The organism is Patescibacteria group bacterium, from assembly GCA_041664365.1.
In the GTDB taxonomy this organism is placed as follows: Bacteria; Patescibacteriota; Patescibacteriia; order UM-FILTER-42-10; family UM-FILTER-42-10; genus JAHJEX01.
The window spans coordinates 61,604-76,196 of record JBAYKW010000002.1 but is presented as its reverse complement, the minus strand read 5'-3'; the positions used below and the strand labels follow the sequence as shown (position 1 = coordinate 76,196).

Here is a 14,593-nt window from a genome sequence, read left to right as displayed (position 1 = left end):
TGTTTTATTGATTTATGTTTTTTATTTCGTTTTCAATGTCTAAAAGCTTGCCCGGTCCGTTCGGATCATAACCGCCTTTTACTTCTTTCCCATCCAAATATGTATCGCTGTCGGTATCCGGATTAAGCGGATCCGTTTTATATACTTTCACTTCATCAAAATCAAAAAGTTCATCAGAATCACTGTCCGGCCTTTGAATACTGGTACCCAAATCTTTTTCCTCTGAATCCAATAATCCGTCAGCATCCGTGTCATCGGCCTGAACAGTGTTGGTATTTTGAGCATTAACATTTGCAACTTGGTTGGTGTTTGAATTAATATTTGAATTTAAATTAGCTGCCGGAACATTTGTATTGTTGTTGACGTTGGTATTTGCGTTATCTTTATTGAGCACCAAAAAATAATATGCAGCGCCAGCGCCAAAAACAACCAGAAGCAGCAGTACAAAAAGAAACAGCATTTTCTTCCCTCCTTTTGGCTTAGGTACTTCCGCTCCCGGCACTTCTGCCAGCGGATTTGGCGGAGGAACCATCGTCGGATTAGCAGTCGGACGCGGGGCAGCAGGAGGCATTGCTCCATCACCCACAGGCGCTGACGACGGAAATGTAGAAGGAGTTTCCGTCGTGACATCCGTTTCTTCAAAAATATCTTCGGCTGGATCGCCCATTGGAAAGTTTGATAGGGGTGTTGTTGGTTCTGGCATATTATATTCCTAATGATAAATTACTAATTTGGTTGTTGCCAATTGTTAATCCAAAATCCGTTAGTACCGTCCGCAGCTTCAGCAGAATAGTTGAAACAAGCAGAACAATTAGATCCAGCGTAGCCGGCACAAGGATTCCCGCTATAAAGTCTATCCGACCTTATACCGCTGTTATACGCTCCCAAGCCTGAATACTCCAGTCTGGTAAACAATTTTGGGTTTGAACTATCATACTGGTATGCGTAGGTTTTGGAAGTGTTGGGACAATTGAATGTATGCTCAGCATCATTCCAGCAGGTGCCGGATGGATCGTAGGGCGGAACGCTACAGGCCGGTGTTCCGGAAAATTCATTGATCGGATCCAGAGGCGGATTCATGCCAATAGCATTACCGAATTCAGCCATCCAAGACGGCCATTTACTGGAAGTAAATCCCGACAAGAATGTCCCGGCGGAAAGCTCCGGAAAACCACTGTTATGATACCCATAGTTTAAGAGGAGATAGCCAATTTCACCGATATCGGTAACACGCTTCGTATCACGAACAATACAATCTTTATTTGTTCCTCCGGCGCAAGGAGAATTCATTAAACTCGGTCCGGAGTTGAAATACCAATTCTGAACTAATTGATTATAGATATTGATTGTCTGACCGCTTGCCCCTTCGTTATAGGAAATAAGGTAGATATTCGGCCACAGTGTCGTGCCGTCATGATTGGATGCCGCGACATAAATAGTTCTGCCCGCCCGACAAGCCTGATATCCATCAACCGTGCCGATTGGTACGCACGATCCGGTATCCTCCGGGAAAATTTGGTTGAACCAGGCGGTTGGCGAAAGAAAACTGCCGTTTTCCATAACACGAATTCCAATCACATCTCCGGAAGTATTACTACTAATACATGTAGCATCGTCGTCTTTACATATTGAGAAAAACATTTCTTTAAGCAGTTCATCCTTCAGAGGATCGACAGGTGAACGGGAAATAATCATAGGATCAGCAGTACCAGGTAAACCGCCCTCACGACAATAGAAATCCGTGAAATTTGTGGACGGTGCAGGATCACTGAAGAAGAATGGTGGTATAGTCGGCCATGGATCCTGGCACGCCTGTACCGTGGCCTGTACCACCGCAAATCCTGACCCTCCCCCAGACGGCATAGTAACATCCGCACGAATCATCGCGGTTCCATCCAGACCTTGATCCGTGCCTATTAATGTTGAAGGAGAATTTGGTAAAGAAATATTTAGTACACCGTTGGTTACCGAATTATTCCAGTTCCAAGTACCGCCAGAAATATTAGCGTTAAATTCATTTTTTGCCCAAGCCAAATATCTATGCTGGTTGCCAGCAACAGGATCTACATCACCGGTACAATTGCTTTGAATACATGTATACATGTCATGAAAAGCAACTGGTTGAGCTGGATATGGAGCACCGTATTGAATACTTATTTCGACGTGATCCAATAAACACCTGTCTGCATCGGTATCAAAAGTTGATGTAAAAATGCCATCCATACCCACTTGATACTGATTTAAAACACCATCATGAACACCGTCATTAATATCTGATTCACCGTTAATGGTTATGGTATGCGATTCACTCGGATTCCATTCAGTATCCGAATAAAACACCAGAAAAGTATGGATTCCATCGTTGTAGCTATCTATCGTCCCAGTATATGGTGTACCGGATGCGTCCTCCACAATAAATGTGGAAGAATTAAATGTTGATGCATCCATAATCTGGTTAAATTCAACCACGATTGACCGGTTTGTACATACATTCGGCTCTCCATCAAACGGATCCACGTTTAATACAGCCGGCCTGCCGGTACAGCACATAGTTCCGCCCATATCACCGCAACCGATGGTATTCGGGGCTCCGCATTGATCATCAGTAGCACACCCGCAATAAAGCCCTCTTGCAGGTCCGGTACAGCCATCCTGGTTTGATAAACAAGTCAGACCATTATATTCAGTGCCAGGCATACAACACGATCTGCAGTCAGCTCCCTGTGGTCCTGGTGGTGGTGGAGTTTCAGGATAAATATCACCGGTATCACTGATACAGCGATATCCGGCCGGAAAAGACAGCGGGCCCGAAAGACAAGAAGTATTGTCAGGGATTTGACAAAGCGCTCCCGGTTCGCCGGTACTGCACATTGCCAGGTCGGAACACATTCCGGTAAAACAGCATCCGCTGGTACAGTCCGAATTAACATTGCATGTAATACCAAATGGAACAGGATTACTGTCGCCTACTGTAGGAACCGTAGAATGTACAATCCCAGTTCCGGTCAGTGCATCGGCCGGAAGATCTATTTCCTGTATTGAAGTTTCATCCCATGAGGTAAATCCCGGAGAATCTGATCTGCCGGCACTACTGGTAAAATCAATCGTGCCATCCGTGCCAAAATCTTCTCCCACCGCTTCAGTAGCATTCAATTGCCCCTGAGTTCCGCTGCTCGGATTAAAATAGCAAAGGGTTGGATGGAAAGGCCCATCGACATCAAAAGATATAATTGGACCTGGTGGAGTATTGGTGTAATCTCTTTCACCATAACTATTTCTTATTCTTATCGGACCATCTACCGCATCATCAAAAGTTGCCGGAGTATCTTCATTCGGCACTTCCACGACGATAGATGTGTCCGTCCAGGTTGTTCCCGCCGGACCACATGCCGGCCATGATGTCGGAACCCACGGACCAGGGCTTCCAGAAAAATCAACTCCTGCAAGTCCAGTATAACTGCCAAACATACAACCATTGATAGTAACCCCAGTGCCAATTGGTGAAGGGTTTGGCACAATACTTTGGATAATCGGCGTGCAGTGATTATTCACGCAAGTACTGCCGGAGCATAATGAATTACAATGAATTGAATCTTCACAAAATGTAGGATCAACTGTAAGTAAACGTTCTACCGGAGGAATTGATGATCCAGATATCCACGCTCTTACCATGCCAGAGCCTTCATTACGACCTTGATAATGAGATACCGTAGGTCCGGATGATAAGACTCTTTCGGCTACATAGGGTGGTACAGTTCCGACATTAGCATTCCAATTCCAATCATAAGTACCAGATAAAATCTGACATGCGGGTCCAATCGCAGAAGAAGTAAACATTGCATTTGGAGCGGAATTAACAGTATAAAGAAAATACGTATCTGCGATTAAATTATAAGCTTCAATACCGCATTCCGTAGTATCTAATTTGGTCCTAAATTTCCAAACATAATCTGTTGCCATAGATGTGTTTGATGAAAGACTTCGAACACCGGTGGTAATTGTACCGCGATACCATGTGTTAGGATTTAAAAATGCTGAGGGATCAAATTCGAATGTATCACCAGTTGGCATGGTTAATGCCCCTGTTAATGCTGCGCCAACGACTAAACAAGATGCATCATTACATGGTTGAAAAAAAACATTTGCACCATTGATCGTTGAAGGATTCATGTTTTCGCTAAACCGAGCAGAAAATTTAACATTACGGCATACTTCCTGATAATCAGGCCATGGGGAAGGTGATGATAGTGTATATTGATCACAAAAATTGTTTATCACAACATATGGTGTTCCTGGTGGAACGGTCAGAACTGTAAAATTAATCCCGTTACTCGGTCCTGCTACGTCACTAGTTACAGTTACATCCCCACTCACGGCACCCGCCGGCACTGATGTTGAAATCGCGGTATCAGACCAGCCACCGACAACTCCGGATACTCCCCCGCCATAGTCGATATGACCCGACCCTTGAGTTGCACCAAATCTTTCGCCGGTTGCATTCATTCCCGTTCCTACATAGCCCGAAGTCGGACTAATCGACCACAAACACGGCCCATCAGATACTTCCGTACTGTTTACAAAGAAGTTCGGCCCGCCAAGATAATAGGCGGCGGAATATAGAACACCATAACTGGGATTATCATAATCAAGTTCTACCTGAACCTGTGGACGGTCATTATTATCATATACTGCCGGGATTTTTGTCGTAATATAATTATCATCATATGTCCCAAGTGCAGGTACAACGGATTGCTGAGGACGCACATTATCATCAAAAATTATATGAGTTGGGACAGCAGGGTTTGCGGGCGTTCCTTTGAAACAAGCGCCCTGAATTGTTACACACGACTCACGTGGACCTTGTGTGGGACTGAAATAGGCAACATACGGTGAACAGGTACAACTGGCAGGATCTGTAACGGAAAATCCCCACTGCTTGCTTAAATAGTTACCATTAATATCTATCACCATATTTGTTGCGACATTAACGATGTATGCAGAATTCGCAACAAGATCCGGGTCCGGCCTAAGCCTGAATACTTTGAAATCATTAGGGGTAGCAGTATCCACTGCTTCAAAAAAATTATTACCAAATTGGACATAGTAAGGTCCTGGAGATGGTATTGTTGATGGAGAAAGCGGTGGGGATTGTCTAAAGTCAGTGCCATTATCAATCGTAATCTGCAAAGTTTGGTTATACATGGAAGTGCCGAAGGTGATGTAAATATCCGTACTCGGACATTCATTCAGTCCGGTCGGATACCAGCTCACTACTCCCGGAACGGCATCGTTCGTTTCAAACTCCCAAACTATCTGTCCTACCATCGGGTTAGTACACAAATCTTCAACACCCTGGACCCTGATCTGATACCAAGTAAATGAGTTTAATGGATTTACGGCCGGATTCTCAATGTAGATATTTACTCCTTGGGAAATTGACTGCACTAATAGATTGTTATTGCTATATTGACTCACAAACGAACCACAAGAGTCGTCCGTACATTCCCAAAGTTCAAAATTATTTTTTGGGTGCCCACTTGCATCCATTATGGAATTATCATCAATCGGTTCATCGAAATGTAGTGTGAAAATAGGTGCCCGAGACACATTCCGGTCCGGATACCCCGCCCCGGAAAAGATCGGGTAAGTAGAATCAATCTCCGGCGGAGTGATGTCGGTTTCATTACCCACAGTAAAATCCCATTTCCAAGGATCAGGTCCGTCCGTACAGTCGTCGCAAACTGAAATATTTCTAAAATCCAGATCCTGGATTGGAGTACCTGTTGTCGGGTACCATTCTTCATAATCTCCGGCGTTAAAAAGACTATCATGATAATATGTTACGGTTCTTGCCGAAGTTAAAAAGTCATCCGTTGTACTTGCAAATGGTCCACCGACTGCAATATCTTCAGTTCTCAGATTGTCCGGCAGTTCTGCCGCTTCTACAGTTGCAGGATTAATTGGAACGTTAAACACCGCTTTTATTGATGAACACTGAGTAACGGGGCCAGATGGTTGCGTTTCACGCGAAGCTTCAAATCCTGTAATCTCAAGATCAGCTGTTGGGAATGATCCGCTACCGCAACTGGTTGCACAAATATTGCCGGGACAACAAGTCTCACTGCAAACAGCTGCACCACACATTACCGACCCACCGCTCGTCGCGTCATCAATCGTCCGCATGACAAAAAATACAATCGCCCACGATAATAGGACAATCGCGAGACCGATCAAACCGTTAAATATAATCTTTTTTGCCTTGGCAATTTTATCCTGATTGCCTTTGGCAGTCATCCAAACAAACCCGCCGTACATTATGATAATTACCGCCACCAGACCCAAAAGGCCCAATGCCCATTGGACAATGTTGATTACCGTCTCCAGAAGGTCTCTGGTACCCAGACCAAAAGTGGCACCCAAAGTAGAATCAAATGATATTGCATTTGCAATCGGTGTAACAAAAAAACTGACCGCGCCGGTCACAAAAACCCCCAGTAAAGCGCTAGTCAGCATACCTAGTCCAAAAAAACTTTTTTGTTTTGAGTTTTTCCTCCCTTTGGTCAACATAGTTGAAAGGTGGTTATTTATTTTTGATTACTATTTTTTTACGAAAGAATCTGGCGCACTTTCTCACTGACTACCTTGCCTTCCGCTTTTCCCTGTGCTTTCGCCATTACCTGACTGATCACTTTACCCATGTCCTTCATAGACTCTGCTCCGGTTGATTCGATCGCCTCTTTGATTATCTGCTCCAATTCTGTTTCAGAAAGTGGTTCGGGCAGATATTGCTGTAAAAGATTAGCTTCTGCGGATTCTGCTTCAGATAATTCTGTTCTACCCCCCTTTTCAAACGCTTCTGCGGACTCTTTTCTTTTTTTTATCTCTCTCTGCACAACAATCATCGTCTCTTCTTCCGACAGCTCTTTTCTTTTGGCGATTGATTCATTTTTTACAGCCGAAAGCACCATCCTAAGCGTACTGACTTTTTCCGGTTCTTTCGCTTTCAAGGCTGTGACAACATCTTGTTCTAACTTTTCCTTCAGACCCATAAATATTCGAAAATTAATCTAATAACAAACGTTAAAACACCAATTTTAGTGTATTTATCTTCTGCCGCCTCTTTTTTTCGATCGATCAACCTCTTCCAGTTTGCCGATTTTCCTCAGATATTCCTTTTTAGACTTAATATCTTTGCGCCTTAAAGCGTCATCTTTTGTTTTCCTTTTGTTCTTTTCCGGCTCATGAAAACGGCTTTTTTTAGCCCTAATTAAAACGCCACTCTGCTGGACTTTCTTAGAAAATCGTCTGATCAGGCTTTCGGATGTTTCACTGTCTTTCTTTTTTACTTCAACCAAATTATTCACCTCCCTTAAGGTGTATATTTAATAGTTAGTTCTTTTTTAATATAACACTCTTGTTTAATAACGTCAAATATAATAAACAACCCTTCTAGAGGTAGAAGGGTTGTTTTATCTGATATTTAATTTTTCTATCCGATTGCCCCCAGTTTTTTCCCGCCAATCAAATGCAGGTGGATATGATCAATAATCTGGCCACCCTCGTCACCACAGTTAAAGACCAGCCGGTAGCCGGATTGGGAAATATCATATTTTTTTGCCAAAATCCTCGCCCGGTCAATCAGACTTCCCAGCATTATTGCGTCATTTTCTGACAAGTCAGAAATTTTTTCCACATGTTTTTTTGGGACGACTAAAATATGCACCGGGGCCTGAGGGGCGATGTCTTTGAATGCGATCATTTCATCATCTTCAAATACTATGTCCGCGTAGCCTTCTTTTTTGATAATTGAACAGAATACACAGTCCATATTTATTCCTCAAAATGGTTATTGGTGTTTTGGATAATCGCCTTGGCTTTTTCCAAACGCTTTTTCAGTTCGTTATACACTTTGTTATAATCGACCACCTCTTGTGATCCGCCCTCCATATCTCTTAAGAGTATCGTTTTATCCAGCATTTCTTTTTGTCCCAGAATCAGTGAAAACTTTACTCGGAGCCTTGCCGCGACCGACAACTGATATTTCAAACCCTCTTTGGAAAAATTGCTTGCTGCCCGGATTCCTTTTGCCCGCAGGTCCTCAACCAGCTTCAGTGCCTGCTTTTTCGCACTTTCACCGAGTTGAGCGACAAAAACATCTGGCGGTTCCGGCAGAGGGATCACAATTTCCTTTTCCCGCATAGCCAGTACCAAACGTTCAACTCCACCGGCATAGCCACAGCCCGGTGTCGGTCTGCCACCCAGAATTTCTGTCAGATCGTCGTAGCGACCACCGCCACCCAGCGCCGACTGTGAACCGTCATCATTTTCCGGCCAGATTTCAAAAGTCGTCCTGGTATAATAGTCCAATCCCCGGACCAGGAACGGGTTCAGCTGATAAGCAATATCCGCTTCATCCAGATATTCCAGAACTTTTACAAAATGCTCTTTACACTCTTCATCCAAATGATCAACAATGTGCGGAGCATCAACTAATATTTCCTTGCATTCTTTCACTTTGCAATCGAGCACACGCAGAGGATTTTTCGTCAAACGCCTTTTGCAGTCTTCGCAGAGAAACTTTTTTCTGGAAGTTAAATAATCTGCGAACAGCTGCTCATAATCTTTTCTGCACTTTTTACAGCCGACGCTGTTTATTTGAGTTACGACCGGTATTCCGATTGTCTTATAAATACTTTGGCACATCACAATTATTTGCGCGTCAATAATCGGATTGTTATCCCCGATCGCTTCAAATCCGAACTGGTGAAACTGTCGGTATCTGCCCGCTTGCGGGCGGTCGTAACGGAAAAATGGTCCCCAATAGAAAAGTCTTACCGGCTGTGGTCTGTCCAACATCCCGTGTTCGATGTATGCCCTGACGATGCCGGCGGTGTTTTCCGGTCGCATGGAAACATTCAAACCGCTTCGGTCATCAAAAGAAAACATTTCTTTTTCCACTATGTCAGTATTCTCGCCGACAGAGTGGGTAAACAAGCTAGTTTCTTCCAGAATTGGTGTATCGATCATTTCGTAGGTATAATCCTCCGCTACTTCTTCCACCAATTTCCGGACATAATTCCAGTATTTCTGGGATTCCGGCAAGATATCTTTCATTCCTCTTAAAAGTTGGGGATGCTTCGAACTTCTTTTCTTCGGTTCTGCATTTTTCTCATCTTTGACAGGGGCTTTTGTGACTTTACTTTTTGGCATTATAAATTTCGGTTAAATGTTGTAATCGGGTAAATTAAAATGAGTTAATTTATTAAAAGGCCACGCTCTGACCCATGCTTTTCCTACAATGAATTCTTTTCCTATGGGTCCGATAATTCTGGAATCAAGACTGGATCCCCTGTTGTCGCCCATTACATAATATTTATCCGCATCTAGCACAATATCAATATTTCCACTGGTATAAACTGTATCATCCAGATAAACACTTTCGTCCAAAATGATTCCTTCCGGGTTTGCGGTATTCTGAATTATCACTGTGCCATTTTTTACCTGTACTGTTTCACCCGGCAGACCGATAATTCTTTTGATAAAAAACTGCGATGTGTTCCTTGGATCCTTCAATACGATAATATCTCCCCGGTCCGGTGCATTAAAACGATAACTGATTTCATTGATAATTAGATATTCATAATCATGAAAGGTCGGTTCCATGGAAGCGCCTTTAACATAAAAAGGTTGGACCAGATAATATCTGATCGGAATTATTATCGCCAGCGAAATGATAATAATCTTTGCAACTTCTAAAACAAAAAGTCCCGTTGCTTTCCAAAACGGATCCGGTGTGATGCTTTTTTCATTTAACTCATCCAGCGCATCATTAATTTCCTTTTCATCTTTCTGCTCTGTTTTTTTTGCCATTTGATTTTTTAATATTGAATCTCAAATTATATTAGGTCTTATCCGGTGTTCACCAGGATAAGTCGAGTGGTGCTCGTGTCTGGATTTGAACCAGAGACCTTTCGAATGTGAATCGAACGCTCTAACCAACTGAGCTACACGAGCGCGGTGGACAGATGTGTGGATAGTGCTCACTGCCTGCCGAAAGGCATATAACCAGCCGCCCGTCGCCATCGCTTGCGCACAGACGTAAGCGGGCGAGAGCTACGAACCCCTGTAAATAAAGGAGATAGCACACGAAGTAGCCTTATTGTAACACAAAGAAAGTAATATTTCAAGCCCCTCGGATGAAATCTTAATCAGGCCGATTACGTATTAATTATTGTAGTAGATTTTTTGTTGAAAATATTATATAATATTAGCGATATGAATCAATAATTTTGTATTTCTAACCCGTCAAATGAAAAGAATTAATTCAGAAAAGGAATTTAACCTCCTGGATAAAGTAGAAAAAGGACAGGCACTCGAAAAAAAGAAAAAACGTCATGGTTTCGGTTTTTTTGTCGGTAAATTTTTTGTTTATCTTTGCGTTGTTGTTGTCCTGGTCGGTCTCACTTTTTCTTACAAGGTACTGCTTTCTGCCAATAGTGTAATTGCATCATCTGACATACCTTCACTGATCAGCCAGTTAAAATATTTTGTTGTAGCACCGGAAGATATGATTGACGGAGAAAAAGAGGATCGGATCAATGTTCTGATGCTGGGTATGGGCGGACAGGGACACAGCGGTGGATATCTGGCCGATACGATCATGATTGCCAGTGTTAAACCATCGACAAAGGAGGTCGCTTTTATATCCATACCGCGGGACCTTTACGTGCCCATACCGGACAATGGCTGGAGAAAAATAAATAACGCTTATGCATTCGGCTATAATGAAGATCCGGAAAGCGGCGGTGAAGAGTTGATGATCGAAGTAATTGAAGACATCACTGGTTTAAAGATTCATTATTACGGGAGAGTTGATTTTGAGGGTTTCCGAAAAGTCATCGACGATATCGGCGGAGTCGACGTTACAGTAGAGCGGACATTTTATGATCCACTATACCCCGATTATAACTACGGCTATCAGCCGGTTTCATTCCAACAGGGAAACAATCATTTCAACGGGGAAAAAGCGCTACAATTCGCCCGTTCCAGACACGGCAATAACAATGAAGGTTCGGATTTTGCCCGGTCACAGAGACAGCAGAAAATACTACTGGCGGCAAAAGAAAAACTGTTATCAACATCTACGCTACTCAACCCCAGTTTGATTTTAAACATTGTGGATGATCTTGCCGATCATGTCCGTATGAATATGGAACCATGGGAAATGATCAAACTTTATAACATGATTAAAGATGTTTCCGCCGATCAGATTATTGACGAGGTGATTGATAACAGCCCAGACGGTCCTCTGCATTCGGAAACAACAATTGACGGAGCATACATATTACGTCCAAATGCCGGGCTGGATGATTTCTCCGAAATTCAGGAAATTGCTCAAAACATTTTCCAAGTTGAAGAGACGAAAACTGTAACCCGGGAAAATGCCACCATCGAAATCCATAATGGTACAAAAATTAACGGCCTCGCTGCTAAAACAGCGGAAACTCTGCGCAACGCCGGTTACAATGTTGTCGCAGTCGGTAACGCAGCGGAACAAAACAACCAGATTACGACGATTTATGATTTAACCGGCGGGACAAAGCCGCAGACTTTAAACGCGTTAAAAGAGGAAATCGGATCAGAGATTGCATCGACCGTTCCTGCATATTTATATACTCCTGATAAAAATGAAGTTACCTATCAGGGATTAAGCGCGCCTTTAAATTCAGATATTGTTTCGCAAAGTGGCGAAGTTGATTTTCTGATTCTTCTAGGTGCTGATGGAATCAATCAGACAAACAGTTCTATAACCAATTCCGATACACAATAATATTATGTCAAAAAAGTTACCGCAAGTTGCATTGATTGGCCGAACGAATGTTGGTAAATCAACGCTTTTTAATACTTTACTGGAAAGACGAAAGGCCATAACATCCTCTGTCCCTGCGACCACCCGTGATCGCAATTTTGGCATATGTAATTGGCAAGGGAAAAAAATTACTTTAGTCGACAGTGGTGGTGTGAATATTATTAAAGGTGAAGAGATTGAAGAAAGTATCAAAAAGCAGGCTGAAATTGCCGCCGGGGAAGCAGACTGTATCGTTTTTGTTGTTGACGGCGCACAAGGTATGATGCGACAGGATAAGGACATCGTTCGCTGGTTAAAAAAATCCAAAGTGCCGGTAATTTTAGCCGTCAATAAAATAGATAACCCAAAAAGAAAAGCGGAAGCAGGCAGTGAGTTTTATCAACTGGGGATAAAAGATACAATCTATGTTTCTTCCATCAATGGGAGTGGAACCGGGGATCTGCTAGACGCCATCATCAAAAAAGTTCCGGAGAAATCGACGGAGCTGAAAGAGCCGGATTTGAAACTGGCAATTGTAGGCAAAACAAATGTCGGAAAATCTTCCTACGTAAACGCCCTGCTCGGAGAAAACAGAGTGATTGTTAGTTCGCAACCCCACACCACGCGTGATCCTCAGGATATTGAAATCCAGTATAACAAAAAAAGAGTGCTGCTTGTGGATACGGCCGGATTAAGAAGAAATAAGATTAAAAAAGGAGAGTCAGGGATAAGAGCGATCGAAGCAGAAAGCGCCAGAAAATCTCTGCTCGCGATAAAACATGCGGACGTCGTATTACTGATGCTGGATATTACTGAAGAAATCTCGTTCCAGGACAAGCATATTGCCAGTGAAGTGGTGGATGCCAAAACAGGCATTGTAGTGGTTTTAAACAAATGGGATTTGATCCGGGATAAAAATGTGAAAACCATTAAAGACTACCTGAAGTATGTCCATAGCTTTTTTCCGTTCCTTTTATGGGCACCATATGTGTTTATTTCTGCCAAAGACAAAATCCGTCTGAAGAATCCGATAGATTTCGCATTGAAAATGAAAGAAAACAGGGAGAAAGTGATTGATTCTGAACAGCTTCTGGAATTTATCAAAGAATTTACAATAGATATTAACAGCAAGCAAAGAAAAGACACTAAGCCGTTTAAAATGACATCACTTGAACAGGAGGATATTAACCCCCCCACCTTTCTTTTGAGAGTAAATGCAAAAATTCCGCCTCCCCATGCTGTTACTGATACTTTAAAAAAGGCTATTCGGGAAAAGTTTGATATTTGGGGTACGCCAATTATTTTGAAGGTTAAACTTAAAAGACATGAAACTAATCATAGGGTTAGGAAACCCGGGGATAAAATACAAAAACACAAGGCATAATGTCGGCTGGTTAATGTTGGATGAGCTGATCAAGGCTTTGTCTATTTCTTCCTTTAAAACTGTGAAGAAGTTTCAATCCGACCTCACTCAGGGGCAGATCAATGATCAAAAGTTGATTTTGGCTAAACCACTGACTTTCATGAATAATTCCGGAAAGGCAGTATCACTCTTAAAAAACTTTTACAAGGTGGATCTGGAAGATATTGTAATTGTGCGGGATGATTTGGATCTGGAATTCGGGAAGTACCGGGAAAAGCAAGACAGCGGTTCCGGCGGGCACAACGGCATTAATTCAATTATTGAAAATATCGGCAGTAAAGGTTTTATTCAAATTAAAGTGGGTATTAAAAATGACCTGCTTGCCAAAATAGATCCGGCGAGTTTTGTTTTGCAGAAATTTACCCTGCAGGAAAAGAAGCAGTTAAAATCACAACTGCCGGAGTTTGTAGCAAGAATCAAAAATTTTTTGCAATAAAAAAGAGCCCACGACTAGATTCGAACTAGTAATCTTCACACTCCTGGTGTGATGCTCTACCATTTGAGCCACGTGGGCGATTTTCTGGTGCCAGCGGAGGAGTTTGACGAACTCTTGAAAACAGATCAAGTGTTCTTCAAGCTGAACTACGCTGGCAACCAGTGAGACCAAATGGTCGGCGCGTCGGGAATCGAACCCGAGACCTTCCCACAGAGTGGGACGCTCTATCCAGCTGAGCTACGCGCCAACCTTACAATGTGCAGAATGGTGCCCCGTCGAGGACTCGAACCCCGATCGGCTGATTGAGATGTCAGCTGCTCTGCCATTAAGCTAACGGGACACCAAATAAATGGCAGGGATGGTAGGACTTGAACCTACGACCTTCCTACTGAAAGCAGGATGCTCTATCAACTGAGCTACATCCCCAACAAGACTTAGGTGGGCCCGTCTCGCGTGAGCGAGAAACTGATTGGTCGATGCTCGCCAAGGGATTCCTTTCGGAAACGGGCTTCCTTGCGGAGAGCCCCATCGCTTCTTCAGTTTGGCATCGGAGATGCCAACGGACCCAATATGTCATAATACCCAGGGTGCTATCTATAAGTCTGATGGCAAAGGGTATTGTTAAGGAGGATACAATACTCTTAACCGACTTATAAATAGCACGCTGGGCACTACATCTACTGTTCACTAGGCCACTTACAAGCGATAGAAATATTCCATGTAGAAATAGTTCCTATCTTTATAGCTACTAATAAAAACTAAGGAGGGGTTGTTTAAATTTTCGCCACTTGCAAGCAGCTTGGTAAACAGTAACTTTGATATTTATTTGTAAAATATGCTGGCTGTTTCTTGAAATGTGAAGTATAATGTTAGCATAATTTGTTTT

General features: G+C 42.8%; 10 protein-coding genes and 6 tRNA genes. 3 read left to right on the top strand and 13 right to left on the bottom strand.

What is annotated here, in order from left to right; translation table 11 throughout:
• Positions 1–4 precede the first annotated feature (4 nt).
• The 8 genes from WCW66_02430 to WCW66_02395 form a co-directional block, all read right to left on the bottom strand.
• On the bottom strand, positions 5–703 hold the full coding sequence (locus WCW66_02430; GenBank protein ID MFA6391591.1) for a hypothetical protein: 699 nt from the start codon (positions 701–703) through the stop codon (positions 5–7).
• Between the two features lie 23 nt (positions 704–726).
• Positions 727–6,567 carry an Ig-like domain-containing protein gene (locus WCW66_02425; GenBank protein MFA6391590.1) on the bottom strand — a complete coding sequence of 1,947 codons (5,841 nt, stop codon included), beginning with the start codon at positions 6,565–6,567 and terminating at the stop codon, positions 727–729.
• Between the two features lie 38 nt (positions 6,568–6,605).
• Positions 6,606–7,049 carry a GatB/YqeY domain-containing protein gene (locus WCW66_02420; GenBank protein ID MFA6391589.1) on the bottom strand — a complete coding sequence of 148 codons (444 nt, stop codon included), beginning with the start codon at positions 7,047–7,049 and terminating at the stop codon, positions 6,606–6,608.
• A gap of 54 nt (positions 7,050–7,103) precedes the next feature.
• Complete coding sequence (locus tag WCW66_02415; protein MFA6391588.1) at positions 7,104–7,355, bottom strand: 30S ribosomal protein S21; 252 nt, start codon at positions 7,353–7,355, stop codon at positions 7,104–7,106.
• Between the two features lie 134 nt (positions 7,356–7,489).
• Positions 7,490–7,828, bottom strand: coding sequence for a histidine triad nucleotide-binding protein (locus WCW66_02410; GenBank protein ID MFA6391587.1), 339 nt, complete (start codon positions 7,826–7,828; stop codon positions 7,490–7,492).
• 2 nt (positions 7,829–7,830) lie between these two features.
• Positions 7,831–9,210, bottom strand: a complete 1,380-nt coding sequence (gene hisS, locus WCW66_02405) for a histidine--tRNA ligase (protein MFA6391586.1) — start codon at positions 9,208–9,210, stop codon at positions 7,831–7,833.
• A gap of 12 nt (positions 9,211–9,222) precedes the next feature.
• On the bottom strand, positions 9,223–9,870 hold the full coding sequence (gene lepB, locus WCW66_02400) for a signal peptidase I (protein ID MFA6391585.1): 648 nt from the start codon (positions 9,868–9,870) through the stop codon (positions 9,223–9,225).
• A 67-nt stretch (positions 9,871–9,937) separates the two neighbouring features.
• A tRNA-Val gene (locus tag WCW66_02395) sits at positions 9,938–10,014 on the bottom strand.
• A 295-nt stretch (positions 10,015–10,309) separates the two neighbouring features.
• Between WCW66_02395 and WCW66_02390 the strand changes: the two genes are divergently transcribed.
• The 3 genes from WCW66_02390 to pth are packed head-to-tail and all read left to right on the top strand — an operon-like array spanning position 10,310 to position 13,707.
• Positions 10,310–11,830, top strand: a complete 1,521-nt coding sequence (locus WCW66_02390) for an LCP family protein (protein ID MFA6391584.1) — start codon at positions 10,310–10,312, stop codon at positions 11,828–11,830.
• Between the two features lie 4 nt (positions 11,831–11,834).
• Positions 11,835–13,232 (top strand): ribosome biogenesis GTPase Der, encoded by a 1,398-nt coding sequence (gene der, locus WCW66_02385; protein ID MFA6391583.1) that lies wholly within the window; start codon positions 11,835–11,837, stop codon positions 13,230–13,232.
• Positions 13,174–13,707, top strand: a complete 534-nt coding sequence (gene pth / locus WCW66_02380; GenBank protein ID MFA6391582.1) for an aminoacyl-tRNA hydrolase — start codon at positions 13,174–13,176, stop codon at positions 13,705–13,707. The genes der and pth overlap by 59 nt, the downstream gene beginning before the upstream one ends.
• A 5-nt stretch (positions 13,708–13,712) precedes the next feature.
• On the opposite strand, the gene WCW66_02375 is transcribed toward pth, so the two are convergent.
• The 5 genes from WCW66_02375 to WCW66_02355 all read right to left on the bottom strand — a co-directional run bounded on the left by WCW66_02375 (position 13,713) and on the right by WCW66_02355 (position 14,133).
• Positions 13,713–13,785: transfer RNA gene (locus WCW66_02375), tRNA-Pro, on the bottom strand.
• Between the two features lie 7 nt (positions 13,786–13,792).
• Positions 13,793–13,863 (bottom strand) — tRNA-Thr (locus WCW66_02370).
• 16 nt (positions 13,864–13,879) lie between these two features.
• Positions 13,880–13,954 (bottom strand) — tRNA-Arg (locus tag WCW66_02365).
• Between the two features lie 18 nt (positions 13,955–13,972).
• Positions 13,973–14,047 (bottom strand) — tRNA-Arg (locus tag WCW66_02360).
• Between the two features lie 10 nt (positions 14,048–14,057).
• Positions 14,058–14,133, bottom strand: a tRNA-Glu gene (locus tag WCW66_02355).
• Positions 14,134–14,593 lie beyond the last annotated feature (460 nt).